Genomic DNA, 26,522 nt, shown 5'->3' with positions numbered 1-26,522 from the left:
CTCACAGTGCGGAGAAGTGTGCCGCGTCCCCGGTGACCGGAGTGCTGGCGACGCCGTCGACGCTGACCGGCACGTCACCGGCGATCGTGACCCGGTGCAGCCGGCGGCGCTGGTCGTCGTAGTCGGCGACGCCGTAGTGCTGGGTGGCGCGGTTGTCCCAGATCGCGATGTCGCCGTCGGACCACTGCCACCGCACGGTGTTCTCCAGCTTGATGATCCGCTGCTGCAGCAACGAGAAGATCGCCTGCGACTCGCTCGACGAGACACCGACGATCCGCTTCACGAAGTGGCCCAGCAACAACGCGCGTTCGCCGGTCTCCGGGTGCACGCGCACCAGCGGGTGCTCGGTCTCGAAGACGTGCGACTGGAACTCGTCGCGGTACGCCTGCTCCTTGACGTCGATGCCGCCGATCCGCGACTCGTCCCGGTGGCCCGCGTAGTCGTAGAGGTTGGTGTGCACGGCCCACAGCCGGTCGACCAGCGCCCGCAACGCGTCCGGCAGGTCGGTGTACGCCTGGACGGTGTTGGCCCACACCGTGCTGCCGCCGTACGGGGGAAGCTCGATCGCGCGCAGGATGCTGATCGCGGGCACCCGGTCGACGAACGTCACGTCGGTGTGCCAGCTGTTGGCCTTGCCGTGCTCGGAGTCGATGGCCAGCACCTGCTCGTGCTCCTGGCCGCGCACGGTCGGGTGGGCCAGCGTCGGCTGGCCGAGCAGGCGGGCGAACGCGAGCTGCCCGGCGTCGTCGAGGTGCTGCTGCCCGGAGAAGAACACGACCTTGTGCGCCAGCAACGCGGCCCTGATCTCGGCCACGGTGTCCTCGGGCAGGTCGCCGGAGAGCTGGACGCCGTCGATGCGGGCGCCGATGTGCGCTCCCAGCGGGTGGACGGTGATCGTTCTGGTGAGTTGAGCGGTCATGCTCCTCACCATCCTCGGCCTACCGCGGCCAAATCCAGTTAGCGCGCAACGAAAACATGTCCGTCCCACCCTGCGGACGACTTATTTCCGTTCGGAAAATTAGACCTCGGTGTCCAGGACATCTTCACGATGTGAGACGGCTGATCACGTCGTTGACCCCTGCTCGCGGCGGATGTGACGCTCTGCGCCAACTTTCCGCCCAGCCAAAGGAATTGGCCGTGACCACCACACGTCGGAACTTCCTCGGACTCACACTTCTCGGTCTCACCGCGTCGACCGTGGGCTGTTCGACGGCGGCCGGAGCGGGGCAGGAGACAAAAACTCTGCGCTATCAGGGAGCGGCGGGAGACGTCACGCTGCCGGAGCTCGCCGCCGACCTCGGCCACCTCGGTGACCTGAAGCTCGAGTGGGTCGGGAACACCATCAGCGGCCCGCAGGACATCCAGTCCGCGGCCACCGGCCAGGTCGACTTCGGTGGCGCTTTCAACGGCGCGGTCGTGAAGCTGCGGGCCGCCGGAGCGCCGATCAGGTCCGTGATCGGCTACTACGGCTCCGACGAGCAGGCGTACAGCGGTTTCTACGTGCTGGACGACAGTCCGATCAGGACAGCGCGCGACCTCATCGGCAAGAAGGTCGGCATGAACACGCTCGGCGCCCACCACGAAGCCATGCTCGGCATCTACCTCAAGCGCAACGGACTGAGCCCCGACGAGATCAAGAAGGTCGAGGCGACCGTCGTGCCGCCGGTCAACACCGAGCAGTCGGTGCGGCAGAAGCAGATCGAGGTCGGCGTGCTCGGCGGCATCCTGCGGGACAAGGCCCTGGACAAGGGCGGCGTGCGCAAGCTGTTCTCCGACTTCGACCTGCTCGGCGCGTTCACCGCGGGGACGTACGTGTTCACCGAGAAGTTCCTGCGGGACAACCCGAACACCGTCCGGACGTTCGTCTCCGGAGTCGCCAAGGCGATCGAGTGGAGCCGCACCACCCCGCGGGAGCAGGTGATCGCGCGCAAGACCGAGATCGTCACCAGACGCGGCCGCAACGAGGACCCGTCGGCGCTCAAGTTCTGGAAGTCGACCGGAGTCGCTGCCAAGGGCGGCAAGATTCTCGACGAGGAGCTGCAGGTGTGGGTCGACTGGCTCGCGGACCGCGGTGAGGTCAAGGCCGGTCAGGTCAAGCTCTCCGACCTGTACACCAACGAGTACAACGAGCTCGCGAAATGAGCGCGCACATCAGCTTCCGCGGCGTCACCAAGCGCTTTCCGGTCAAGGGCACCGACTTCACCGCGGTCGACGGCATCGACCTCGACATCGAGCGCGGCGAGTTCGTCGTGCTGGTCGGGCCGAGCGGGTGCGGCAAGTCGACGTTGCTCGACCTGCTGGGCGGACTGACGAGCCCCTCGGAAGGCGAGATCCTGCTGGACGGAAAGCCGATCACCGGGCCGGGTCTCGACCGCGGGATCGTGTTCCAGCAGTACGCGCTGTTGCCGTGGCGGACCGCGCAGGGCAACGTCGAGTTCGGCCTGGAGGCCACGGGTGTGCCGCGCCGGAAACGGACTGAACGAGCGCGCGAGTTTCTGAACCTGGTCGGCCTCACCGGGTTCGAGGACCGGCATCCGCACCAGCTGTCCGGCGGCATGCGGCAGCGCGTCGCGATCGCCCGCAGCCTCGCCTACGACCCGGCCGTGCTGCTCATGGACGAGCCGTTCGCCGCACTCGACGCCCAGACGCGGGAGTCGTTGCAGGACGAGCTCCTGCGCATCTGGAAGCGCACCGGCAAGACGATCGTGTTCATCACGCACGCCATCGACGAGGCGGTGCTGCTCGGTCAGCGCGTGGCCGTGCTGACGTCACGGCCGGGCAGGGTCAAGGAGATCGTCACGGTCGACCTCGGTGACCGCACCGCTTCGGACGACCCCCGGTCCAGCACGGAGTTCGCCCGCTATCGGCATCGCATCTGGGACCTGCTGCACGACGAGGTGGCGCTTGCCCAGCAACAGGAGAAGGAGGTGGCGGGGGCATGACCGCACTGCTGGAGTCCCGTCCCGCGACCAGGACCACGCCGGTCGCTGTCCGTCCACAACGGACTAGACGCCTGCTGGACGCGCTGCTGACCGGTGCCGGTCGCAGCGCGGCGATCGTCGCACTGCTGGTGGTGTGGGAGGTGGCGCCCAGGCTGGGCCTCGTCGACGCCACGTTCCTCCCGTCGTTCTCCACCGTGCTCGGCGCGTGGTGGGAGCTCCTGGTGAGCGGCCAGCTCCTGGAGAACACGCAGGCGTCGCTGGCCCGGTCGCTCGCCGGGTTCGGTCTCGCCGTAGCGGCCTCGGTACCGCTCGGGCTGCTGATCGGCTGGTACAAACCGGTCGCCACGCTGCTCAACCCGCTGCTGGAGGTCTTCCGCAACACCGCCGCGCTCGCGTTGCTGCCGGTGTTCGTGCTGCTGCTGGGCATCGGCGAGACGTCGAAGATCGCGATCGTGTTCTACGCGTGCGCCTGGCCGATCCTGCTCAACACGATCAGCGCGGTCGGCGGGGTCGACCCGACGTTGCTGCGGCTCGCGAAGTCGATGAACCTCAGCGGCTTCCGGCTGTTCCAGAAGGTGATCCTGCCCGCGGCGGTGCCGACCGTGTTCACCGGCATCCGGCTGGCCGGAGCGGTGTCGATCCTGGTGCTGGTGGCGGCGGAGATGGTCGGTGCGAAGGCAGGTCTGGGCTACCTGATCAACGCCTCGCAGTTCAACTTCGCGATCCCGCAGATGTACGCCGGGATCATCACGATCTCCGCCATCGGCGTGCTGTTCAACCAGGTGCTGATCGGCCTGGAACGCCGCTTCACGTCGTGGCGCGTGCCGGGATGACCACCCCGGCCGGACTCGCATTGCGGGCGTTGCTGCGGCACGGTCCGATCGCCCGCAGCACGATCGCCCGTGAGACGGGGCTGAGCCCCGCCGCCGTGACTCGCACCTGTGCGGCGCTCGCCGACGCCGGGCTGCTGGTCGAGGCGTCGGAAGCGGTGCCGTACCAGGGGATCGGGCGGCCGCACGTGCCGGTGGACGTCGACACCGGGCGGCACGTCGTGGCGGCGCTGCACGTCGCGCACGAGTACTGCACGCTGGCGCTGCTCGACCTGCGCGGCCGGGTGCTGGCGCGCGAGGTGGTTCCGCACGCCGACCCGGCCTCACCGGTGGACGTGCTGACCGCGGCGGCCGACCGGTTGCTGCAGCTGCACGCGACGGAGCTGCCGGGTCTGCTGCCGATCGGGCTCGGTGTCGCGGCCGGCGGCTGGGTCGACACCGAACAGGGCGTGCTGGTGCAGCACGCCTCGCTCGGGTGGCGGGACGTGCGGGTGCGGGACCTGCTGACCGCGCGCACCGGACTGCCCGTGCTGGTCGACAGCCACGCCCGCGCACTGGCCCAGGCCGAGCAGCTCTTCGGCCGCGCGGGGCATCGCGAGTCGATGCTGCACCTGTTCGTCGGCAACGTGGTCGACGCGGCGATCGTCACCGGCGGCACCACTCATCGTGGCGCGCGGTCGGCGGCGGGCGACGTGGCGCACCTGGCGCTCGGTGATCCCGCGATCGGTTGCCCCTGCGGACGTTCTGGTTGCTTGCAGGCCACCGTGTCCGACCAGGCGTGGGCACACCGCGCCTGGCAACGTGGTGTGGTTCCGCGTCCGTCCATGACGGACCTCGCCGATCTCGCGCGCGCAGGCGACCGGAAGGCCGTCGAGGTGTTGGTGGAACGTGCCCGGATCATCGGCCGCGCCGTGGCCGTGCTGTTCGACTTCCTCAACCCCGACGTGCTCGTCGTGACCGAGATCGGCACGAACTGGCTGCCCGAGTGCGTCGACGCGCTGCGTACCGAGGTGGCCGCGGCCTCGGGTCTCTGCACCTCGCCCGAACTCGTGCTGCCGAGCAGCTTCGGCGTGGACGTGCTCGGAGTGGCCGCCGGTGCCGTCCAGCTCGGCGCCCTGTACGCCGATCCCCTTCAATTCTCGTTGGCAGGAGTCTGAAAGTGACCGAACGTCAGCTGCACCTCAACGCGTTCCTGATGGGTGTCGGCCACCACGAGGCGGCCTGGCGGCATCCGCGCACCGACCCGAAGGCGCTCGACGACGTCGCGCACTTCCAGAACCTGGCCCAGATCGCCGAACGCGGCACGTTCGACTCGGTCTTCCTGGCCGACGGCGTGCAGATCTGGGGCGACGTCCGGCACACCGCGGCCGGCCGGTTCGAACCTCTCACCCTGCTCACCGCGCTGTCCCAGGTGACCGACCACATCGGACTGATCGCGACCGCGTCGACCGGTTTCTCGGAGCCTTACAACCTGGCGCGGCTGTTCTCCTCGCTCGACCACATCAGCGGCGGGCGGGCCGGGTGGAACATCGTGACCACCGCGCAGGACCGGTCCGCGCAGAACTTCAACCGCGACGCCAACCTCGAACACTCCGCACGGTACGAGCGCGCGGACGAGTTCCTCGACGTCGCGACCGCGCTGTGGGACTCGTGGGAGGACGACGCGCTGGTCGTCGACCAGGAGTCCGGGGTGTTCGCCGACGAGACCAAGGTGCACGAGATCGGCCACAAAGGACGGTTTTTCTCCGTGCGCGGGCCGTTGAACGCCGTGCGCAGCCCGCAGGGACATCCGCTGCTCGTGCAGGCCGGGTCGAGCGAGGACGGCAAGGCGTTCGCGGCACGCTGGGCCGAGGCCGTCTTCACCGCGCAGCAGACGCACGAGGAAGCCGTCGCGTTCTACACCGACCTCAAGCGACGGGTGGTCGAGTTCGGGCGCCCCGCCGACGGCCTGAAGGTGTTGCCCGGCATCGTCCCCGTGCTCGGCGGCACCGAAGAAGAGGCATCGCGGCTCGCCGACGAGCTGACGTCGCTGATCATCCCGGAGCGGGCGGTGCGGCAGCTGACCGAGCTGATCGGGGTGGACCTGACGAACCACCCGCTGGACGAGCCGCTGCCGGAGCTGCCGCCGGTGACGAAGATCAACGGCGCCAAGAGCCGGTTCGAGCTCGTGCGCGACCTCGCGGTGCGGGAAAGGCTGACGCTGCGCCAGCTGCTCGGCAGGCTGGGCGGCGGACGCGGGCACCAGGTGATCGCCGGTACGCCGGAACAGATCGCCGACCACGTCGAGCTGTGGTTCCGCACCGGGGCGGCGGACGGGTTCAACGTGATGGCGCCGCTGCTGCCGTCCGGGCTGGAGGAGTTCGTCGACCAGGTGGTGCCGTTGCTGCGGGCACGCGGGCTGTTCCGGACCGAGTACACCGGGCGCACGTTGCGCGATCACTACGGGCTGGCACGGCCTGTGGGCCGGTACCACACACCCTGACCGTCCAGACATTGTCCAGTGCCGCGACGAGGATTGCGGCCCGCACCCCCGAAACCCTCTACCGTCCCCGGCATGGGAAAGCGGATCGGGTCGGTGGAGGTGCTGGCCGCGGTCCTCGTCCTGGGTGTGCTGCTGCGCGGCGCGGAGATCTTCCGGGCACCGATCGTCCAGACGTGGGCGGCGGTGTTCGTCTCGATCGTGCTGCAGGCCTTGCCCTTCCTCACCCTGGGTGTCGTGCTGTCCGCCGCCATCGCGGTGTTCGTGTCACGCGACCTCCTGGTGAGGGTGCTGCCGCGCCGGCCCGTGCTCGCTGTGCCCGCCGCGGCTGTCGCCGGTGTGGTGCTGCCCGGCTGTGAGTGCGGGTCGGTGCCGGTGGCGGGAGCGTTGCTGCGCAAGGGGATCGCGCCTTCGGTGGCGTTGACGTTCCTGCTGGCGGCTCCCGCGGTGAACCCGGTCGTGCTGGTGGCGACGGCGGTGGCGTTTCCCGGGCAACCCGGGATGGTCCTTGGCCGCGCCGCGGCGAGTCTGCTCGCGGCCACCGTCATGGGCTGGTTGTGGTTGCGCCGGGGGAGAAGCGACTGGATCAGGATGCCCGAGCACGGGCACGAGCACGGGTTCCTGAGCCGGGCTCGGCACGACTTCCTGCACGCGGGCGGGTTTCTCGTCGTGGGGGCGATGGTGGCGGCGACGCTGAACGTGCTGGTGCCGGGGAGATGGCTGCAGGTCGTCGCGGACGAGCCGTGGCTCGCGGTGCTCGCGATGGCAGGGCTGGCCGTGTTGTTGTCGATCTGTTCCGAGGCGGATGCGTTCGTGGCGGCCAGTTTCACGCAGTTCTCGACGACGGCGAAGCTCGCTTTCCTGGTCGTGGGGCCGATGGTCGACATGAAGCTGTTCGCGATGCAGACCGGGATGTTCGGGCGGCGGTTCGCGATTCGGTTCGCCCCGGCCACGTTCGTCGTCGCGACCGCGTCGGCCGTCGCGATCGGCGCGGTGCTGTGAACCGGGCGGCCGCGGTCGTGGTTCTGCTGTTGCTGGCCGGGGCCACCGCACGGGTCTGGCTGACGGGCCAGTACGTCAGCTACGTCAAGGCAGGGCTGTGGCCGTTGCTGGCGCTCAGCGTCGTGCTCGTCGTGCTGTTCGCCACGGCGAAGGGGCACCAGCCGCGGGTCGCCTGGCTGCTCGTCGTGCCCTCGCTCGCGCTGCTGATGATCTCGCCTCCGTCGCTCGGCAGCTACGCCGCGAACAACGCGGGCACGGCGACCAGGCAGTCCGACGAGTACCCGCCACTGCCGGACGGCGATCCGGTGGAGGTCAAGGTCTTCGACTACGCGAGCAGGGCGGTGTTCGACGACGGCCGCACCCTCCGGAACCGCCGGGTGAAGCTGCTCGGCTTCACCAGCACCGAGAACGGCCGGCGGCTGCTGGTGCGGATGATCCTCACCTGCTGCGCCGCGGACGGCCGTCCCGTGAAGATCGCGATGAGGAACGCGGAAGACCTCCCGGACGACACGTGGGTCGAGGTGACGGGGTCCTATGTGGAGGAATCCGTGACAGACGGCGTGAACGGCGAGAAGATCCCGTACATCGACGTAGAGAGCATGGCCGAGACGCGGCAGCCGGAACGGCCCTACGAGTAGCTCCACTTGATGCCGTACTGCCCGGGCATCGGGTCCAGGGTGATGAACTGGTAGGTCGTCGTCTCCTCGTCGAACGTGACCGGCGGCTGGTGTTCGCGGGGCAGCGCGCTGCGCGGCTGGAAGAAGCCGAAGCAGCTCGACGGCAGCATCGCCGGGTCGAACGCGATGTGCAGCACCATCTCCCTGGCCGGCCGGTAGATCGCGATCTGCGCGTAGCGGGAGGCCTGGCCGGGCGGGAAGCGCAACGCGAACTCGACGGCACCCAGCTCGCCCGCCTGCAACGGCCGGTCGAGCACGAACTCGAACACGCACGTCGAGCTCGGCACGTCCGCGCGGAACCGGCTGACCCGGCAGCCTTCCGTGTAGGTGACGACCGGCGGTTGCGGCAGCGTGATGCACCGCGTCACGAACACGAACCGCGTGGTGTCGTCGTGGTCGGCGCGGACGATCCGGCGCACCCGCATGGACTCCTCGAAGCCCTGCGCGTTCACCCGGTACGAGATGTGCTGCGAGAGCCGGTGCGGCGTGTCCAGGTCGTCCGGCGTCGCGTCGATCTTCGCGAGCGCCTTGGCGACGCTGTCGGGCCGCTGCCAGATCTGGTCGTACGTCAGTGCGAGGCCTGCCCGATGAGTCCAGCGGCCACGAGGTCTGCGCGGGCCGAGCAGCGCGGTCAACGTCGACGGTGCCTGGCCCAGGATGGCCTCGAGTGCCGCCACCGCGGCCAGTGAGCTCGCTCGCTCCGGCCGGTTCTCGCCGTTCTGCCAGTAGCTGAGCGCGCTCACGCTGACCGGCGTGTCCTGCTCGCGCAGTCGCTGGCTGATCTCGTTGAGGCTGAGGCCGCTGCGTTCGATCGCGCAGCGCAGCGCGGCGCCGAACTCGGCGCCCGCTCGGACGGTCGCGTCGGCAGTCACAAGCGGCTCCCTTCTCGGGCGGCGCGCCAAATCGTACGCGCAGAGAATACCGCTGTGATCGCGTTCAGAGTATTTCCAGATTGACTCTCCGCTCAATTGACCGCTCAGTCGGGTGCTCCTATCTTCGTCGATCAGCCGGGATGACCGGTACCGAGGAGATCCTTTTGTCCTCCTCAGTTCCAGGAGCATTCAGTGCGAACACTCCCTCTTGCCGCGGTGCTCTTCGCCGCGGTTCTGGTCCCCGCACCCGCGTCGGCGGGCGAGGTCGTGATGCCCGACGGCGTCCAGGTGCCCGGCAGCTACATCGTCGTCACCAAGAAGCCCGATCTCGCGGTCCGGCACAACGCGACGCACGTCTACACGTCCGCGGTGAAGGGCTTCGCGGCCCGCCTGACCCCGGCCCAGGCCCGCAGACTCGCCGCCGACCCGGACGTCGAGCGCGTCGTCCAGGACACGATCGTCGAAACCACCGCGGTGCCGTGGAACCTCGACCGCGTCGACCAGCGCAACCTGCCGTTGAACGGCACGTACAACTACGACGCGACCGGTCAGGGCGTCCACGCCTACGTCATCGACACGGGCATCCGGATCTCCCACGGGGAGTTCGGCGGCAGGGCGTCGCACGGCTGGGACGTGTTCGACAACGACAGCGACGCGAGCGACTGCAACAGCCACGGCACCCACGTCGCGGGCACGATCGGCGGAACTACTTACGGCGGCGCGAAGAACGTGACGCTGCACGCCGTCCGCGCGCTCGGCTGCGACGGCAAGGCCCCCGACTCGGTCGTCACGGCGGGCGTGGACTGGGTGACGCGCAACGCGATCAGGCCCGCGGTCGTCAACATGAGCCTGCGCGGCAACGCGAACCAGGTGCAGGACACCGCCGTGCGCAACTCGATCGCCGCCGGCCTCACCTACGTCGCGGCGGCGGGCAACGATGGCGCCAACGCGTGCAACTACAGCCCCGCAAGGGTTCCCGAGGTCATCACCGTCGGCAACACGACCAGTTCCGACACCCGCAACAGCAGCTCCAACTACGGGTCCTGTGTGGACGTCTTCGCGCCCGGCACCAGCGTGGTGTCGGCGACGAACTCGAGCGACACCGCGACGACCACGAAGTCCGGTACCTCGATGGCTTCCCCGCTGGTGGCCTCGGCGGTCGCGTTGTTCCTGCAGCGCAACCCGAGCGCGACCCCGAAGCAGGTGCAGGACGCGCTGATCGCCTGCGCCACCACCGGTGTCGTCGGCAGCGCGGGCAGCGGTTCACCGAACCGCCTGCTCTACGCGCCCTGCGGCGGGACGACCACCCCGCCGGTGTGGGCCGACGACTTCGAGTCCGACCGGGGCTGGACGACGAACCCGGCGGGCACGGACACCGCGACCACCGGCCGGTTCGAACGCGGTGACCCCGAGCAGACGACCGCGGCCAACGGTCAGGTCAAGCAGCTCGGCACCACCACCAGCGGCACGAACTGCCTCGTCACCGGGCGGCTGGCGGGCAGCGGTGACGGCGCGAACGACGTCGACGGCGGCGTCACGTCGGCTTCCTCCCCGTCCATCGACATCCCCAGTGGAGCGAAGTTGTCCTTCATGTACTCCTATGCGCACGGCAACAACTCCTCGAACGCCGACTACCTGCGGATCAGGGTGCTCGACGGCACCACGGCCACGACGGTGTTCGAACGGCTCGGCGCGGCGTCCGAGCGCGCGGCCTCCTGGCAGACCGCGACGGTCGACCTGACGGCGTTCGCCGGCAAGCGGATCAAGCTGCTCGTCGAGACCGCCGACGCGAGCGGCGCGTCGCTCTGGGAAGCGGCCGTGGACGACGTTTCAGTCGGCGTTTCAGGCGGCGTTCAGAGTTATCCAGCTCCCTGAAAGTCAGTTCGTTGACGGGCGTTGAACCGTCGTTAAGGTCGGTTCAAATCGAATAGGTCGCACGCCGGTCCGGCTCCTCGGCAGGCCGGCGGTGCGATTCGGAGTTCTGAGAATTCCCCCTGCATTCAGAGGAACCATCATGAAATCCTTCCTGCGCCGACGATGGCGCGTAACGACGATTTACGCGGCGGCGGCCGTCGCGGTGGCCGCGACGGCGGTCTTCGCAATGCCGCCCGGCGGAGGCGTACGGCCTCTCGCGGCGGCGGTGCCGGACATCCCGTCCGTGCCACAGCTCGCCGAGCCCGGCACGCAGTCCGCGGTGATCGGGACCGCGGCGGCCGAGAACGGCCAGGTGTGCCAGGAAGGCGCGCAGTGGCTGCGGTTGCGCGTCACCGAGTTGTCCTTGCGGGGCAACGACTCCGTCACCTTCACCGGGTCGAAGTCGGGCTCCTACACGCTGACCGCGCGGAACTGGCCGGGCAAGGCGTTCCACACCAGGGCGTTCGAGGGCGACTGCGTCAGCGTCCAGCCGAACCTGGCCGACAGCGGCAGCCGGTACGCCGTGGACTCCTACCAGTACGGCACGCAGTCGCTGGCGGCGGCGACGGCGATCGTGGCGGCGGTGGGCGATGTGTGCGGCTCGTCGTGCAACCAGACCGCGCCGGTGGTCAAGAACATGAACCCGCAGGCGCTGGTCCTGGCCGGGGACAACGCCTACGACAGCGGGTCCGCGTCGGACTACCGGAACAAGTACGACCCGCAGTACGGCCAGTTCAAGTCGATCACCTACCCCTCGCCGGGAAACCACGAGTACAACACCTCCGGCGCGTCGGGCTACTTCGACTACTTCGGCGCCCGCGCCGGCACCAGGGGCAAGGGCTTCTACAGCTTCGACGTCGGCGACTGGCACTTCATCTCGCTGAACTCCAACGTCGGCACGGGCTCGACCTCCGAGCAGGTGACATGGCTCAAGAACGACCTGAGCGCCAACACCAAGCCCTGCACCGCTGCCTTCTGGCACCACCCGCGGTTCAGCAGGGGCGACCACGGCGACGACACCTCGGTGACGCCGTTCTGGGACGCGCTCTACGCGGCCAAGGCGGACCTGATCATCGCCGGGCACGATCACAACTACCAGCGGTTCGCGCCATCGCGGCCCAACGGCACGCGCGACGACGTGAACGGCATCCGGGAGCTGTTGATCGGCACCGGCGGGCGCGGGTTCTACAACTTCAACCAGGGTTCCGCCGCGGTGCAGGAAGCGGGCAACGCCAGCACGTTCGGCGTCGGCAAGCTGACGCTCACCGCCACGAGCTACAAGGCCGACTTCGTGCCGGTGTCCGGGCGCACCTACACCGACACCTCGTCCGGCAACTGCAAGAAGGCAGGCAGCGGATCGCCCGCGTTCACCGTCGGCGCCTCGCCGTCCTCGGTGGCGGTGCCGGCGGGGTCGTCCAAGACCGTGACCGTCGACGTCGGCGTCTCCGGTGGGTTCACGGGCGACGTGGCGCTGTCGGTGTCCGGTCTGCCGAACGGTGTCAGTGGCTCGTTCTCGCCGTCTTCCGTCAGCGCGCCCGGCAGTTCGACGTTGACGCTCACCGCGTCGGCGTCCGCGACGGGCTCGGCGACGGCGACGATCACCGCGACGTCGGGCGGGGTCAGCAAAACGGCCTCGCTCAGCGTGTCCACTGGTAGCACACCGGTGGGGTTCAGCGACGACTTCGAGTCCGACCAGGGCTGGGTCGTCAATGCCTCGGGCTCCGACACCGCGACCACGGGCAGGTGGGAACGCGGTGACCCGGAGGAGACCAGGGAGGCCGACGGGTCGGTCAAGCAGCTCGGTACCACCACGAGCGGCACGAACTGCTTGGTCACAGGACGGCTCGCCGGCGCCAGTGACGGCGCCAACGACGTGGACGGAGGCCTGACGTCGACGACCTCGCCGCAGATCTCCGTGCCGTCGAACGGCAAGCTCACGTTCTCCTACACCTTCGCGCACGGCGACAACTCGTCCACAGCGGACTTCCTGAGGGTCCACGTGCTGGACGGGACGACGAAGACGAAGGTGTTCGAGAAGCTCGGCACGTCGAGCGTGAAGGTCGCGGGCGCCTGGCAGACCGCCAGCGTCGACCTCGCGCAGTTCGCCGGGCGCAACGTGAAGCTCGTCATCGAGGCGGCGGACGCGAGTACCGGATCCCTTTGGGAGTCCGCCGTGGATGACGTTCGCGTCACTGGATGAGGGAAGACGCGCGCACGGTTCCGCGCCCTGCATGGGGGGCCGTGCGCGCGTTCTCTACCGGAAAGGCTTCCCTGATGTACGTCTCCTCTGTGCGCGCTGACACTCCGACCGGCTCGCGTTCTTCTTCACCGATCCCCGCGACGGTCATCGGCCTCGGCGTGGTCAGCCTGATCACCGACCTGTCGGCCGAGATGGTGACCGCGGTCCTGCCGCTCTACCTCGTGTACGGCCTCGGCGTCGGCTACCTGCAGCTCGGCGCGATCGACGGTCTCTACACCGGTGCCACGGCGTTGCTGCGGCTCGCCGGTGGCCACCTGGCCGACCGGTTGCAACGCCCGAAAGCCGTGGCGCTCTTCGGTTACGGCCTCTCGGCCCTGACCAAGCTCGGGTTTCCGCTGGTCGGCTCGTCGGTCGCCGGGATGGGACTGGTGATCGGGGTCGACCGGGCGGGCAAGGGGATTCGCACCGGCCCGCGCGACGCGATGATCACGCTGGCGACGCCGTCGGACGGACTGGGACGGGCGTTCGGGGTGCATCGCGCGCTGGACACGGCCGGTGCGCTGCTCGGGCCGCTGGTCGCGTTCGGGTTGTTGAGCCTGCTGTTCATGGACTACACGTCGGTGTTCGCGGTGAGCTTCTGCTTCGGCGTGATCGCGGTGGTCGTGCTGGCCGTGTTCGTGCGTCAGCCCGCCGGGGTCTCGGTCCGGCGGCCGGGGTTGTCGTGGAACGTGTTGCGCGACCGGCAGGTTCGCCGGGTCGTGCTGATCGTGGCGTTGCTCGGCGCCTGCACGGTCGGCGACATGTTCCTGTTCGTCGGCGTGCAGAAGACTTCCGGGTTGCCGGTCGGCGTGTTGCCGTTGCTGCCCTTGGCGACCGCGTTGACGTTCATGGTGGTGGCGGCGCCGGTCGGGAAGCTCGCCGACCGGCTCGGGCGGTGGAGGGTGTTCCTCGCCGGGCACGTCGTGCTGTTCCTCGCTTACGTGCTCGTGGCCTCGTCCTGGGGCGGCTGGTTCCCGGCTGCTCTGGTGTTGCTGGCGCACGGCGTGTTCTACGCGTGCACGGACGGCGTGCTGATGGCGTACGTCGGGCCGTTGGTGCCCGAACAGGTGAGGGCGACCGGGCTGGCGTTCGTCCAAACAGGACAGGCGTTGGCCCGCGCCGCGGGTGCTGTGCTGTTCGGGGTGGCGGCGACGGGGCTGTCGCTGGCGCCCGCGTTCGGCGTGTTCGCCGCGGTGCTCGCGGTCGCGGTGATGGTGGGAGCGCGCTGGTGAAGCGAACGGTGCTGGGTGTGGTGCTGGTGGCGGCCGTGCTGGTGGCGGGTGCGGTGTTCGTCGGCATGAGGGCCGTCGGAGCGCGGTCCTCCGAAGAGTCGCTGGATCTCTCCGGCGGCGAACTGGTGTACGTCGACCCGGCGGGCAGGGTGCGTCAGGCGGGACGCACGGGGCCTGCCTGCCAACGGGTCGACGTGGCCGCGGGCACCCTGGTGTGCCTGCGGGCCACGGCGGTACCCGCGCAGTCGGAGATCGTGGTGCTGGACCGGACGGGAGAACGCCTTCGTCTCTCGGAATGGGGCACCCCGAGCAGAGCGCGGGTATCGCCGTCGGGCAACGTCGTGATGTGGACCGTTTTCCGCGCCGGCGACTCGTATCTGGGTGGTGTGGGCACGTTCTCCACGACAGCCGGGTTCTACGACCTCAAACGCGGCGAGCACGTCGGTTCGCTCGAGGACTTCACCCTGGTGATCGACGGAGCCGAGCACACCGCGGACGACGTGAACTACTGGGGGATCACGTTCACCCGCGACGACCGGACCTTCTACGCCACCGCCGCGTCGGGCGGGAAGACGTGGCTGGTGAAGGGATCCGCCGACGCACGGGTGCTGACTTCGCTGCGGGAGAACGTCGAATGCCCGTCGCTGTCGCCCGATGGTCGTCGTGTCGCTTACAAGTTCCGCACCGGCGACCGATGGCGGCTGCACGTGCTGGACCTGGCCTCCGGAGCGGATGTCGCGCTGGCCGAGCCGCAGCACGTCGACGACCAGCCGCAGTGGCTCGACGACGCGTGGGTGGCCTACGGGCGGGACAAGGCGATCTGGAAGGTGCCCGCGTCCGGTGGCGGGAGCCCCGAACTCGTCCACGCGGACGCGGCTTCACCAGCGGTGGCCCGATGATCCACCGGGTGGCGCTGGTCGTGGCTGCCCTGGCAGCGGCTGTGCTGGTCGTCGCGCCGGGGCCGGTCCGCGAACCTGGCCGGCTCGTGGCGTCTGTGACCGACGCCTGGCCGGGTGCGCGGATCTCCACCCACCCCGGAAACCTCGCCGACGGCAGCGTTTTCGCACCGCTGTCGCCGGATCTGCGCGTGGGAGAGTCCGGCGGGCGGCTGATGGTCGGCGACGACGTGGTGCGCGAGGGCCCGGCGCAGTACGCGCTGGCCGCCACCTCGTTGGTGTGGCTGGAACGCGGGACCGGTTTGTTCAAGATGGCCGACTCCGTGGCCGAGCTGGTCACGTCCGACATCGGCGCCGCCGTGGTGCTCGACTCGCAGTACGACGTGGTCGTGCACGACGAGTCCGTCAGCTGGGCCGCGACCGGTCCGGAGAGGACCACCGAGATCCGGACGGTGCCGCTGGCCGGCGGAGAAGTCGGCAAGCTCGTGCTGTCCGGGAAGTTCGCGCTGACCGAGTGGCCGTACGCCACCAGCGCCGAGATCGACCAGGGTGGTCCGTCCACTGTGGTCGACCTGCGCACGATGGCACGGACGGTCGTGCACGGGCAGAGCTACGAGCTGATCGACTGCACCCCGTCGTGGTGTCGCGTCCAGGTGTTGCGCCAGGGCGGCAGCGCGCGCCTCGACCTCATGCGGCCGGACGGCACGGACCGGCGGCGGCTCGGTGTCCTGCGTCCGGCGGTGCCGGACGTCCTTCTGCTCGACCGGTTCGCCGTGCTGATCGACGACGCGCGGGGCGTGCTGTGCCTGTACGACGTCGACCGCGGTCAGCTCGCCGATCTCGCGCCGGAGTTCGGCACCGTCGTCGCGCGCGGGAACGCCGTGTGGTGGTCGACCGGCGACAACACCTCGTTGACCTGGCACACCATTGACGTGGGGGAACTGTGAAGACCAGCGTGTTCGACCTGTTCAGCGTCGGCATCGGCCCGTCGAGCTCGCACACCGTGGGCCCGATGCGCGCGGCCCGGATGTTCGCGCTCACCTTGCCCCCGGACGTGGCTTCGGTGACGGTCCGGCTGCACGGCTCGTTGGGTGCGACCGGGCTGGGCCACGGCTCGGACACCGCCGTGCTGCTCGGTCTGGAAGGCAGCCGGCCGGAAGACGTGGACATCGCGTCGATTCCCGCGCGGATCGCCCGCATCCACGCCACCGGGCAGGTGAGGTTGTTGGGAGATCGGTATGTGGACGCCTGCGTGGTGCTCGACTCGCGGCCATTGCCCGAGCACCCGAACGGGATGGTGTTCGAAGCTGACGGCTTCTCGCAGAAGTACTTCTCGGTCGGCGGCGGGTTCGTGAAGTCCTCTTTGGACGAAGTGGTGGATCCTCTGCCGGTGCCGCACCCGTTCAGGTCAGGTGCTGACCTGATCGGCGCCTGCGAGTCCGCCGGTCTGTCGATCGCTGAGCTGATGCGGCGCAACGAATGCGCGTGGCGCCTGGAGTCCGAAGTGGACGCGGGCCTTGCCGAGATCTGGCGGGTGATGCAGGAATGCGTGCGGTGGGGATGTGCTCGCGACGGCGTGCTGCCCGGCGGCCTGAACGTGCCGCGCAGAGCCAAAGCGTTGCTGGAGACGTTGACGGACAGCGCTGAACCTCAGGACTGGGTGAGCCTGTACGCGTTGGCGGTGAACGAGGAGAACGCGTCCGGCGGTCGTGTTGTGACCGCTCCGACGAACGGTGCCGCCGGAATCGTGCCCGCGGTTTTGCATTACTACACACGGTTTGTGAACGTTGATGGCGTCGAGGACTTTCTGTTGACCGCAGGTGCGATCGGCGTGGTGCTGAAGGAAACCGGCTCGATCTCGGGCGCCGAGGTCGGCTGCCAGGGCGAGGTCGGCTCGGCGTGCGCGATGGCCGCGGCCGGGCTGTGCGCGGTGCTCGGCGGCACGGTCCGGCAGATCGAGAACGCCGCCGAGATCGGCCTCGAACACCACCTCGGCCTCACCTGCGACCCGATCGGCGGCCTGGTCCAGATCCCGTGCATCGAACGCAACGCCGTCGCCGCCGTCACCGCGATCACCGCCGCCCGGCTGGCGTTGCGCGGCGACGGAACGCACCTGGTCCATCTGGACGACGCCATCGCGACGTTGCGCGCGACCGGTGCGGACATGAGCGACAAGTACAAGGAGACCGCGCGCGGCGGGCTGGCTGTCAACGTCGTCGAGTGCTGATACGGTGACGCCGCTCGATTTGTGAACTCTGGGGGGTTTTCGATGAGCCGAACGCTCGGCTTCGCGCTGTCCGCAGCACTTCTCGCATCCGTCGTCGTCACGGCACCGGCACACGCCGCGACCACTGATCTCGGTGGTCTGGACGGCGGCACCTGGCACTCCGCGCAGTCGATCAACGACGCGGGCGTGGTGGTGGGCAGGTCCCGCACCAGCGGCAAGCCGGAACGCGGGGTGAAGTACGACGGCCTGCCGACGGAGGTGGCCGGACCCGCGGGCAGGAGCACCAGGCTGAACTCGATCAACAACAGCGGCGTGATGGCGGGCAGCTCGATCGACCCGTCGGTCAGCACCAGGGCCATCCGCTTCCACCCGGACGGTACGCACCAGGTGCTGGACTCGTACCCCGGCTACGCCTACGCGGGCGGCCTGGCGATCGACGACAGCGGCACCGTCTACGGCACCGTGTCCGACGACAACAACCCGCAGCTCCCGGTGAAGTGGGACGCGAACGGCGCGCTCACCAGGCTGCCGCTGCCGAACGGCATGACCTGGGGCACGGTGACCGGTGCCTCGAACGGCTACGCGGTCGGCTACGTCCTGGGCGGCTTCGTCACCAGCGCGGTCCGCTGGAACCCCGACGGCACGGTGACCCAGCTCCCCGCGTTGGAGGGCGGCAACACGAGCTACGCCAGGGCCGTGAACCGGCACGGCGAGGTCGTCGGCGAGGCCTACACCGCGGACAACCGCGGCGTGTCCGGAGTGCGCTGGGACATCACCGGCAAGATCGTCACGATGTACGGCCACGGCAACACCCACCCGCGCGGCCTCAACGACCACGGCGTGGCGGTCGGCTTCACGACGGTCACGACATCGGACAACGTCCCGATGCGCTGGATGCCCGACGGCACCCAGACCCAGCTCGGCACCCCGAACGGCGCCCGCAAGGCCGAAGCGGTCAGCATCAACAACAACGGCGTGATCGTCGGCTACACCGGCGACAACTTCTCGCCGCTGACCGCCGTGAAGTGGGACTAGAACGTCGCGTCTCGAAGCTGGCGTCGCGAGGTCACCGCGAGCTTGCCGAACACCTTGCGCAGGTGCCATTCCACCGTGCGCGGGCTGATGAAAAGGCGAGTTCCGATCTCCGGGTTCGAGTAGCCCTCGCGCGCCAGCCTCGCGATCTGGTACTCCTGCGCCGTCAGCTCGTCCGTGGGCTCGGCGGTGCGCTTGCGGGCCGTCTCACCGGTGGCCTGCAGTTCCCGCCACGCCCGATCGGCGAACGTCGGCATGCCGCACGCAGTCAGCATCTCGTGGGCCGTGCGCAGGTGGTCGCGTGACTCGACACGTTGTCCCTCGCGCCGCAACCACTCGCCGTACAAGAGGTGCGCGCGGGCCAGTTCGGTCCGCAATTCGGTGCGCCCGAAGTGATCGATCGACTCGCGGAAGGCGTCCGGCGAACCGTTCAACGCCCGCAGCCGGGCCTTGATGCCCAACGACCAGCTCGTGTCGACCCAGTCCGCCGACCGTTCCAGGGCTTGGGCCACCAGCTCGGTGTCACCGGTGCGGGAGGCGGCCTCGGCCAGTTCCGTGGCCACCAAACAGCTGTAGACCAGGGAGTCGGTCTCGAACACCCGCAACGCGGCGTCGCGCGCGAGGTCGTGGCGGCCGAGTCCGTTGTGGAGGATCGCGAGCACCCAGTCCGAGATGAGGGCGAGACGTCCCTGCCCGTCGGTACGTGCTTGCGCGCCAACGGAAGTCGCGAGGTCCTCACCCCGGAACGCGGCCTGCAGCAGAACGGCGTAGGCGACCGGCGGTGTGCCGGTGACCTCGGAGATCCGCTGGTCCTCCTCGATCAACGCCTGCGCGGCCGCCGGTTCGCCGGCCAGAAGTTCGTTGTCCGCCAAGAAGTTCAACGCGAACTGCAGCTGCACGAGCGCCCCGGCGTCACGGGCCAGGCGCACCTGCTGCTGGGCGAACGCGCGCCGCGTCTCGAAGTCCCACAGCTCCGACGCGATGATCCCGCCCGCGCGGTTGCCGAACAGCCACGGCACACGGCTGATGTCGTCAGTGCTGACCTTCAGCGCGCGCACCTCGTCCAGCGCGCGCGTCATGTGTGGAACGGAGGCCGCGTAGCCCTCGCAGATGCGTGACGACAGAGCCTGCAGCACCAGGTCGATGGCACACGGGGGAGTGCGGGGCGCGGGAACGATCTGAGCGGCGTAGTCCAGTGTGTTGTCGGCCCAGATCGCGGCCGACAAGCCCTCGAGGCGCGTCTCGCGGGCCAGGTCGGGGTCGAACGGCGTCAACCGGCGGGCGGCGCTGAACAGCAGGGGAGCGGCCTCGGCGACGCGGCGCTGGTCGAACGCGATGTGCCCGCGCAGGTGCTCGATCTCGGCACTGCGGCGTTCGTCCGGCGGCCCGGCCTCGACCGCGGAGAGCAGCCGCAACGACGCGTCCAACGCTCCCGCGTCGCGCTTGGCCCGTGCCGCCGCCAGCTCTCGATCAGCGCGACGGCCCGGCTCCGGCGTGAGCACCGCGGCTTGCTCCAGGAACGCGGCGGCGGCCAGCAACCCACCACGGGCCTGGGCGCGCGACGCCGTGTTCGACAGGTCGGCGGCGACGTCCTCGTCCGGTGAGGTGGTGGCCTGGGCCCGATGCCACGCGCGGCGGTCCGGGTCGATCGCGGGATCGGTGACGTCGGCCAGCGCCCTGTGCACGCTCTGCCGGTCCGCGGTGGACGCCGACCGGTACACGGCGGACCGCACCAGCGGGTGCCGGAACCGCACGCGTGCCCCGAACTCGATCAGCCCGGTGCCGACCGCGGCGGCTGCGGGGTCCGCGCCGAGCTCGAGCAGCCCGGCCGCCCGCCACAGCAGGGTCGCGTCGCCGAGCGGTTCGGCGGCCGCGGTCAGCAGCAGCAACCGCGTGTCGGCGGGCAGCGGTTCGATCTGCCTGATGAAGCTCTGCTCGATTCTGCTGGTCAGCGGCCCGGGATCGAGCCCGTCGGCGACCTCGCGCGGCAGCTCCAGCAACGCGAGCGGGTTGCCGCGGGCCTCGGCGACGATCCTGTCGCGCACCCGCCCGTCCACCGGCCCCTTGATCACCGAGTCGAGCAACGCGCGGGCGTCCGCGTCGTCCAGGCCGCGCACGAACAGCTCCGGCAGCCCGTCGAGGTAGTCGTTGGTCTCGCGCAGCACGAACACCAGCGCGATCCGTTCGGCCAGCAGCCTGCGCGCGACGAACCCGAGCACAGCGGACGACATCGAGTCGAGCCACTGCGCGTCGTCGACCAGGCACGCGAGCGGCTGTTCGTCGGCGACCTCGGCGAGCAGCGTCAGCACCGCCAGACCGACCATGAACCGCGTGGGCCGGGGCCCGGACGCCATGCCGAACGCGGTGCCGAGCGCCTCCCGCTGAGGCGCGGGCAGCCGGTCGAGCCGGTCGAGGAACGGCACGCACAGCTGGTGCAGGCCCGCGTACGGGAACGCGCTCTCCGCCTCCACCCCCGCGGCCCTCGTGACCCGGAACCCGGCGGCCCGCGCCGACACGTGGTCGAGCAGCGCGGTCTTGCCGATCCCGGCCTCTCCGCGCAGCACGAGCACCTGGCCCGCACCGGCCTTGGCCTGCGTCAACAGGCGGTCCAGCTGCTCGCCCTCGGTGCGTCTGCCCAGGAGATCGTCCGACACGGGACCGAGCCTACGCACCAGGGCATCACCAGGGGGTTACACGGGTTCGAAGGGTGCCCCAGGGGGAGCAATCTCGTGTCATCGGAAAACACGAAGGAGCTGAAAATGGACTACAAGTTCGAGGTCGCGGTCATCCCGGTGAGCGACGTGGACCGGGCCATCCACTTCTACAAGACGCTGGGCTGGCGCTTCGACGCCGAGTTCGCGAACGACGAGGGCTACCGCCTCACCCAGCTCACCCCGCCCGGCTCACCTGCCTCGATCATCTTCGGCAGCGGCGTCTCGAACGCCGAGCCGGGCAGCGCCGAGGGGCTGCACCTGATCGTCGACGACATCGTCGCCGCCCGTGACGACCTGATCAGCCGCGGTGTCGAGGTCAGCGAGATCTTCCACGACAAGACCGGCGTCTTCCACCACGCGGGCACCGACGGCCGGGTCGAGGGGCCCGCCGCCGACCGCGCCAGCTACGGCTCGTTCGCCTCGTTCAGCGACCCCGACGGCAACGGCTGGGTCCTGCAGGAGGTCACCACTCGCCTTCCCGGGCGTGTGTGATGAACCAGTACGACGTCGTCGTCATCGGTGGCGGGTCGCCTGGTGAGCACTTCGCCGCGGCCGTCGCCGAGGGAGGACTCCGGGTGGCGATCGTCGAGCGCGAGCTGCTCGGTGGTGAGTGCTCGTTCTGGGCGTGCATCCCGTCCAAGACGTTGCTGAGGCCGGGCGAGGCCGTGGCGGCAGCGCAGGACGTCCCCGGTGCGAAACAGGCGATCACCGGCAAGGTCGACGTGCAGGCCGCGTTGGAGTGGCGTGACTTCATGGTGTCGTCCTACGACGACGCGGGCGGCGAGAAGTGGGCGCAGGACGCCGGGATCGACGTGCTGCGCGGTGACGGCCGGATCGACGGCCCGCACCGGGTCGCGGTGGCTGATCAGGTCTACACGACCGACCACATCGTCGTCGCCACGGGTTCGGCCGCCTTCATTCCGCCGATCCCGGGCTTGCGCGAGCTGGACGTCTGGACGAACCGCGAGGCCACCGGCGTCAAGGAGATCCCCCGCAGGCTGCTGATCCTCGGCGGCGGACCGGTGGGCGTCGAGATGGCGCAGGCGTTCCGGAGCTTCGGTTCGTCAGTCGCCCTCGTCGAAGGTGCGGACCGAGTGCTTCCACGCGAACCGGAGGCCGCCGGCCGTGCGCTCGGCGAGGCACTGACCGCGGACGGCGTCGAACTGCACCTCGGCGTCCACGCCACCGCCGCCCGGTTTGAGAACGGCGAGTACGTGCTCGACCTCCCGGACGGCGTCGTGCTGCGCGGCGACAAGCTGCTCGTCGCCACCGGCAGGCGGCCACGGGTCGAGGGCATCGGGCTCGAAACCGTTGGTGTCGAACCGGATCCTGCCGGCATCGCCACGGACGAGACGATGAACTTCGGCGTCGGACTCTGGGCCGTCGGCGACGTGACCGGCCAGTGGAACCTGACCCACGTCGGCAAGTACCAGGGCCGGGTCGCCGCCGCGACCATCCTGGGACAGACCGCGAAGGTCGACTACAGCGCCGTCCCGCGGACCGTGTTCACCTCTCCCGAGGTCGCCGCGGTCGGTGCGGCAGAAGGAAAGTACACCGCAACAGCTCATCTTTCCGGCGTCGCGCGCACGGCTACCTACACCCGTGAGTACGCCACGCGACCCGGTTTCTTGACCCTCGTCTCCGACGGCTCGGTGCTCACCGGCGCCTACGCCGTCGGTCCCGAGGCAGGCGAGTGGCTCCAGCAGGCCACCCTCGCGATCCGCGCGAAGGTCCCGCTGTCCGTGCTGCTCGACGTGATCCAGCCGTTCCCCACCTTCTCCGAGGCCTTCCTCAACGGCCTCCGCGATCTGGCAAAGGAAGTAGCGAAATGAAGAACCTGACCGAAATCGACATGAAGCTCGAAGTCACCGTCATCGGCGTCACCGACGTGGAGCGCGCCAAGGAGTTCTACAGCCGCCTGGGCTGGAGGCTCGACGTCACCCCGCCGTGGGTCGTGCAGTTCACCCCGTACGGGTCCAGCGCGTCCATCCACTTCGGCGAGGGCGTCACGACCGCCGCACCCGGTTCCGGACGGCACTTCCTGATCGTCGCGGACATCGTCGAGACGCACGAGGCGTTGCTCGCCGCCGGCATCAAGGTCGGCCCGGTCTACCACGGCGGCCCGGACGGCCCCGTCGAGGGCGTGGACCCGGAGCGCCGCAGCTACTTCTCGCGCGCCGAGTTCGCCGACCCGGACGGCAACCTGTGGATCCTGCAGGAGGTCACGACCCGCCTGCCCGGCCGCGTCGACGCCGACGACACCTCGTACGCGTCGATCACGGACCTGGCCTCGGCGTTGCGTCGCGCGGCTTTGGCCCACGGCGAGCACGAGAAGCGCAACGGCGGGGAGTTCGACGAGAACTGGCCCGACTGGTACGCCGAGTACATGGTCAAAGAGCAGACGGGCGAGACTCTGCCGCTGTAGTTTTCTTGGGTGACTGGGGAAATCGATAGAGCGCTGCGCGGAACGCCGTCCACACTGGCGTTCCGCGCGCTTTGTTCTGCGGCGGACGCGGATCTGGTGCCCTACTGCGAGGAACAGCTCGCGTCTTGGCCGGACGAGCTGCGCGAGGCACCGTGGTCCTGGCTCGCCGCACTGGAATCCGGCTTCACGAAACCGGTGTGGCCGCTCGTCCGATCACTGGATCTGTGGTCCTCCAGGGAAGGACTGCGCGACGTCGACCTGCCGGATCCGCTGCGGCCCGAGATGCGCGCGGTGAGCCGGTTGGTGCTCGGCTGGCTGCGCGACGAGAAGCTGTCGGCGTTCGCGGACACGGCCGACCAGTGGGAGAACCTGCGGTCCGTCCAGTTCCACATGCTCACCGACTCCGAGAACGACGCACTGGCCCGGTTCGCGCGAACGGAAGCCGTCACCAGGCTGGAGTCGTTGGTGCTGGTCGGGGTGACGGAAAGCCTGTGGCACTTCGAGAAGCCGTCGTTCCGGCTCGACCGGCCGGCCCGCCTGCGCCACATCGGCGTGATGGCGGCGGATCTGGTCCATCTGATGCGCGAGGGACTTCTGCCCGAGCTGCGGTCGGCCGAGGTGCTCGTCTCCACCGCCGACGAGGCCCGCGAACTGGCGTCCTGCGCGCAGCTGGCGTCGCTGGAACGGCTGGAGATCGGTTTCCGGTGCGGCAAGAACGGCAAGCAACCGCTGTGGAAACCGTTCTTCGGCAACGTGATCGAGGCCGACGACGAGGCGTGCGCGGAGTTCTTCTCCCGCGCCGATCTCACGAACCTCCGCGGTCTTCGGGTGCGCGGCACGTCGATGGGGCTCGGCCGGGAGGGACTCGGTGCCCGTGGTGTCGAGGCGATTCTCCCGGTGGTGCCGCGGCTGACCGAGCTGTCGCTGGAGCTGCTTCCCGTCGGCGACAGGTCCATCGCCGACGTCGTGGCATCGGTCGACCGGCAGCGCATCGAGAAGCTGACGCTCTCGCACCTGGTCGCCACTGACAACGTGGCGGACGCATTCGCCGGAACGTTTCCGCGGTTGCGCCGGCTCGGCCTGAACGGCAACCACCTCGGCGCCGAGGGCGTGCGGCGGCTGCTCGGCGCGGAGTTGCCCGTCCTCGAACACCTGGACCTGAGCGGTCGCTGGGGTGGTTCGCCGCACTACGCCCGGCCGTCTCTCCAACTCGTCGGTGACGGCGGTGCGGTGGCCGTGGCCTCCGCCGGGCTGAAGCGCCTCAAGACCTTGCGGTTGTCCGCTGCCGGGGTCGGGCCGGACGGGCTCGCCGCGCTGCTCGCGCTGGAGGGCCTGGAAGAGCTGGACGTGTCGGGCAACCCGATGGGCAGCCTGCCCGACGTGCCGGCGTGGGGTTCGTTGCGGACGCTGGACCTGGCGGACTGCGGTCTGGGCGACGCGGATCTCGCGATGCTTCCCACCGTTGCCTCCTTGGTGAGCCTCTCGTTGGCCTACAACAACTTCAGCTCGGAAGGCGCTCGCGCGTTGGCCGCCTGGCCGGTGTTGCCGCAGCTGTGGTCGCTGGACCTGCACGACCACACGATCGGCGACGACGGCCTGGCCGCTCTGGCGTCGTCCCGCGCGGCCCTGCGTCTGGTCGAGCTCGATCTGGAGCAGGACGTGTGGAACGCGCACCGCCGCTCCTACATCGCCCCGTTGCCGCCCGAAGTGCTCGCACGGGAGTCGTTCCCGGCTCTCGACGCGATGTTCCTCGGCGTCGTCGACGAGTACCACGGCACCAGGAACGGGACCGGTGTTCCCGTCCGTCCAGCTGATGCGCGACCGGAGCTGGTGACGTTCCTCGACCACCTCGACAGCTGGTACGAGGAGCGCACCGAAGACCACCCGCCCAAGGAGGAGGACTTCCGCGCGGGCCGGGCGGAAGCCTGGGCGGGCTATGTGACGGAGGCGGAGGAGTTCGCGCGCCGAATGATGTCAGGAGACATTGGGTGGCCGCCCTAGGGGGCGTCCCTGATGTGCGCATGTGTTGTCGCGGCTTAGCTTTTCGGCAAGCGAGGGAGGCCGCGATGAAGGCGATCGTCCAGGACGGGTACGGCTCGGCGGACGTGTTGGAGCTGCGCGAGGTCGAGCAGCCCGTGCCGGCCGCCGGTGAGGTGCTCGTGCGGGTGCGGGCGTCGTCGGTGAACGCCGCCGACTGGCACGTCATGCGCGGTGACCCGTACTTCGCGCGGCTGTTCCTCGGGTTGCGGGCGCCGAAGACGCGGATTCGCGGGCTGGACTTCGCCGGTGTGATCGAGGCGGTCGGGCCAGGGGTGAACGGGTTGCTGCGGGTGGGGGACGAGGTGTTCGGCGAGGTCGAGGGGTCCTTTGCCGAGTACGTTCGGGTGCCCGCGCACCTGGTGGAGCGCAAGCCTTCGAACCTGTCGTTCGAGCAGGCGGCGACGTTGCCGTTGGCGGGCAACACGGCGTGGATGGGGCTGCGGGAGCTGCAGGCCGGGCAGAAGGTGCTGATCAACGGCGCGTCCGGCGGGGTCGGGTTGATGGCGGTGCAGATCGCCAAGGCGCGCAAGGCTCACGTGACGGGGGTGTGCTCCACGCGCAACGTCGAGCAGGTGCGCGCGGTGGGTGCGGACGTCGTGATCGACTACAAGAGTGACGACTTCGCCACCAACGGGGAGCGCTACGACGTGATCTTCGACCTCGTGGGCAACCGGTCGATGAGCTCGTTGCGCGGGTCGCTGACGCCGGACGGCACGCTGGTGCTGTCCGGGGGAGGCAGCTTCACCGGTGGGGCGTTGTTCGGCCCGTACCGGTTGATCATCCAGGGCAAGGTGCTCGGGCCGTTCGCGCGGCAGCGGCTGGTGGTGCTGGAAGCCAAGGCCAGCAAGGAGAACCTGGCGGCGCTGCGGGAGCTCGCCGAGTCGGGGAAGCTCGTGCCGGTGATCGAGCGGACCTATCCGCTGACCGACGCACCTGACGCGATCCGGCACGTGGAGCTGGAGCACGCGCGGGCGAAGGTCGTGGTCACGGCCTGATCGAAA

At 69.5% G+C, this 26,522-nt stretch carries 22 protein-coding genes; 19 read left to right on the top strand and 3 right to left on the bottom strand.

Translation table 11 applies throughout. The features are described from left to right. Position 1 precedes the first annotated feature (1 nt). Entirely contained in the window at positions 2-919 is a 918-nt protein-coding gene (locus AB0M24_RS17605; protein ID WP_363768019.1) for a TauD/TfdA family dioxygenase, read from the bottom strand. Between the two features lie 218 nt (positions 920-1,137). Between AB0M24_RS17605 and AB0M24_RS17600 the strand changes: the two genes are divergently transcribed. The 7 genes from AB0M24_RS17600 (at position 1,138) to AB0M24_RS17570 (ending at position 7,891) form a co-directional block, all read left to right on the top strand. Next, positions 1,138-2,142 (top strand): ABC transporter substrate-binding protein, encoded by a 1,005-nt coding sequence (locus AB0M24_RS17600; protein WP_363768016.1) that lies wholly within the window; start codon positions 1,138-1,140, stop codon positions 2,140-2,142. Then, entirely contained in the window at positions 2,139-2,942 is an 804-nt protein-coding gene (locus tag AB0M24_RS17595) for an ABC transporter ATP-binding protein (RefSeq protein WP_363768013.1), read from the top strand. The genes AB0M24_RS17600 and AB0M24_RS17595 overlap by 4 nt, the downstream gene beginning before the upstream one ends. Next, a complete protein-coding gene (locus AB0M24_RS17590; RefSeq protein WP_363768010.1) occupies positions 2,939-3,775 on the top strand; it encodes an ABC transporter permease in 837 nt (278 codons plus the stop codon). The genes AB0M24_RS17595 and AB0M24_RS17590 overlap by 4 nt, the downstream gene beginning before the upstream one ends. Then, positions 3,772-4,929, top strand: a complete 1,158-nt coding sequence (locus AB0M24_RS17585; RefSeq protein ID WP_363768007.1) for an ROK family transcriptional regulator — start codon at positions 3,772-3,774, stop codon at positions 4,927-4,929. The genes AB0M24_RS17590 and AB0M24_RS17585 overlap by 4 nt, the downstream gene beginning before the upstream one ends. Before the next feature lie 2 nt (positions 4,930-4,931). Further along, entirely contained in the window at positions 4,932-6,254 is a 1,323-nt protein-coding gene (locus tag AB0M24_RS17580) for an LLM class flavin-dependent oxidoreductase (protein ID WP_363768004.1), read from the top strand. A gap of 72 nt (positions 6,255-6,326) precedes the next feature. Beyond that, positions 6,327-7,253 (top strand): permease, encoded by a 927-nt coding sequence (locus AB0M24_RS17575; RefSeq protein ID WP_363768001.1) that lies wholly within the window; start codon positions 6,327-6,329, stop codon positions 7,251-7,253. Further along, on the top strand, positions 7,250-7,891 hold the full coding sequence (locus AB0M24_RS17570; protein WP_363767998.1) for a TIGR03943 family protein: 642 nt from the start codon (positions 7,250-7,252) through the stop codon (positions 7,889-7,891). Before AB0M24_RS17575 ends, AB0M24_RS17570 begins: the two co-directional genes overlap by 4 nt. Here the strand turns inward: AB0M24_RS17570 and AB0M24_RS17565 are convergent. Beyond that, complete coding sequence (locus AB0M24_RS17565; protein WP_363767995.1) at positions 7,882-8,802, bottom strand: XRE family transcriptional regulator; 921 nt, start codon at positions 8,800-8,802, stop codon at positions 7,882-7,884. The two genes, AB0M24_RS17570 and AB0M24_RS17565, sit on opposite strands and share 10 nt — an antisense overlap. 192 nt (positions 8,803-8,994) lie before the next feature. On the opposite strand from AB0M24_RS17565, the gene AB0M24_RS17560 reads away from it, so the two are divergent. The 7 genes from AB0M24_RS17560 to AB0M24_RS17530 all read left to right on the top strand — a co-directional run bounded on the left by AB0M24_RS17560 (position 8,995) and on the right by AB0M24_RS17530 (position 18,345). Continuing rightward, positions 8,995-10,677, top strand: a complete 1,683-nt coding sequence (locus tag AB0M24_RS17560; protein WP_363767991.1) for a S8 family peptidase — start codon at positions 8,995-8,997, stop codon at positions 10,675-10,677. Positions 10,678-10,816: 139 nt separating this feature from the next. Continuing rightward, entirely contained in the window at positions 10,817-12,916 is a 2,100-nt protein-coding gene (locus tag AB0M24_RS17555; RefSeq protein WP_363767988.1) for a metallophosphoesterase, read from the top strand. 74 nt (positions 12,917-12,990) lie between these two features. Then, entirely contained in the window at positions 12,991-14,187 is a 1,197-nt protein-coding gene (locus AB0M24_RS17550; protein ID WP_363767985.1) for an MFS transporter, read from the top strand. After that, the gene (locus tag AB0M24_RS17545) at positions 14,184-15,086 is read left to right on the top strand and encodes a hypothetical protein (RefSeq protein WP_363767982.1); all 903 of its coding nucleotides are present in this window, start codon (positions 14,184-14,186) and stop codon (positions 15,084-15,086) included. Before AB0M24_RS17550 ends, AB0M24_RS17545 begins: the two co-directional genes overlap by 4 nt. Beyond that, the gene (locus AB0M24_RS17540; RefSeq protein WP_363767979.1) at positions 15,083-16,030 is read left to right on the top strand and encodes a hypothetical protein; all 948 of its coding nucleotides are present in this window, start codon (positions 15,083-15,085) and stop codon (positions 16,028-16,030) included. The genes AB0M24_RS17545 and AB0M24_RS17540 overlap by 4 nt, the downstream gene beginning before the upstream one ends. Then, positions 16,027-17,310: an L-serine ammonia-lyase gene (locus AB0M24_RS17535; protein WP_363767976.1), complete on the top strand. Its 1,284-nt coding sequence runs from the start codon at positions 16,027-16,029 to the stop codon at positions 17,308-17,310. Before AB0M24_RS17540 ends, AB0M24_RS17535 begins: the two co-directional genes overlap by 4 nt. 42 nt (positions 17,311-17,352) lie before the next feature. Further along, a complete protein-coding gene (locus AB0M24_RS17530) occupies positions 17,353-18,345 on the top strand; it encodes a hypothetical protein (protein ID WP_363767973.1) in 993 nt (330 codons plus the stop codon). Here the strand turns inward: AB0M24_RS17530 and AB0M24_RS17525 are convergent. Next, entirely contained in the window at positions 18,342-20,996 is a 2,655-nt protein-coding gene (locus tag AB0M24_RS17525; RefSeq protein WP_363767970.1) for an AAA family ATPase, read from the bottom strand. The genes AB0M24_RS17530 and AB0M24_RS17525 overlap by 4 nt on opposite strands. A 105-nt stretch (positions 20,997-21,101) precedes the next feature. Here AB0M24_RS17525 and AB0M24_RS17520 point away from each other — a divergent pair, with 105 nt between their 5' ends. The 5 genes from AB0M24_RS17520 to AB0M24_RS17500 all read left to right on the top strand — a co-directional run bounded on the left by AB0M24_RS17520 (position 21,102) and on the right by AB0M24_RS17500 (position 26,516). Next, positions 21,102-21,548 carry a VOC family protein gene (locus AB0M24_RS17520; RefSeq protein ID WP_363767967.1) on the top strand — a complete coding sequence of 149 codons (447 nt, stop codon included), beginning with the start codon at positions 21,102-21,104 and terminating at the stop codon, positions 21,546-21,548. After that, positions 21,548-22,888 (top strand): NAD(P)/FAD-dependent oxidoreductase, encoded by a 1,341-nt coding sequence (locus AB0M24_RS17515; protein ID WP_363767964.1) that lies wholly within the window; start codon positions 21,548-21,550, stop codon positions 22,886-22,888. Before AB0M24_RS17520 ends, AB0M24_RS17515 begins: the two co-directional genes overlap by 1 nt. Further along, positions 22,885-23,481 (top strand): VOC family protein, encoded by a 597-nt coding sequence (locus AB0M24_RS17510; protein WP_363767961.1) that lies wholly within the window; start codon positions 22,885-22,887, stop codon positions 23,479-23,481. The genes AB0M24_RS17515 and AB0M24_RS17510 overlap by 4 nt, the downstream gene beginning before the upstream one ends. Before the next feature lie 9 nt (positions 23,482-23,490). Beyond that, positions 23,491-25,482: a hypothetical protein gene (locus AB0M24_RS17505; RefSeq protein ID WP_363767958.1), complete on the top strand. Its 1,992-nt coding sequence runs from the start codon at positions 23,491-23,493 to the stop codon at positions 25,480-25,482. A gap of 65 nt (positions 25,483-25,547) precedes the next feature. Then, entirely contained in the window at positions 25,548-26,516 is a 969-nt protein-coding gene (locus AB0M24_RS17500; protein WP_363767955.1) for an NAD(P)-dependent alcohol dehydrogenase, read from the top strand. Positions 26,517-26,522 lie beyond the last annotated feature (6 nt).

This window comes from Lentzea sp. NPDC051838 (assembly GCF_040681245.1).
Taxonomy (GTDB): Bacteria; Actinomycetota; Actinomycetes; order Mycobacteriales; family Pseudonocardiaceae; genus Lentzea.
The sequence above is the reverse complement of the archived record's forward strand: the minus strand, read 5'-3'. Positions and strand labels throughout refer to the sequence as shown.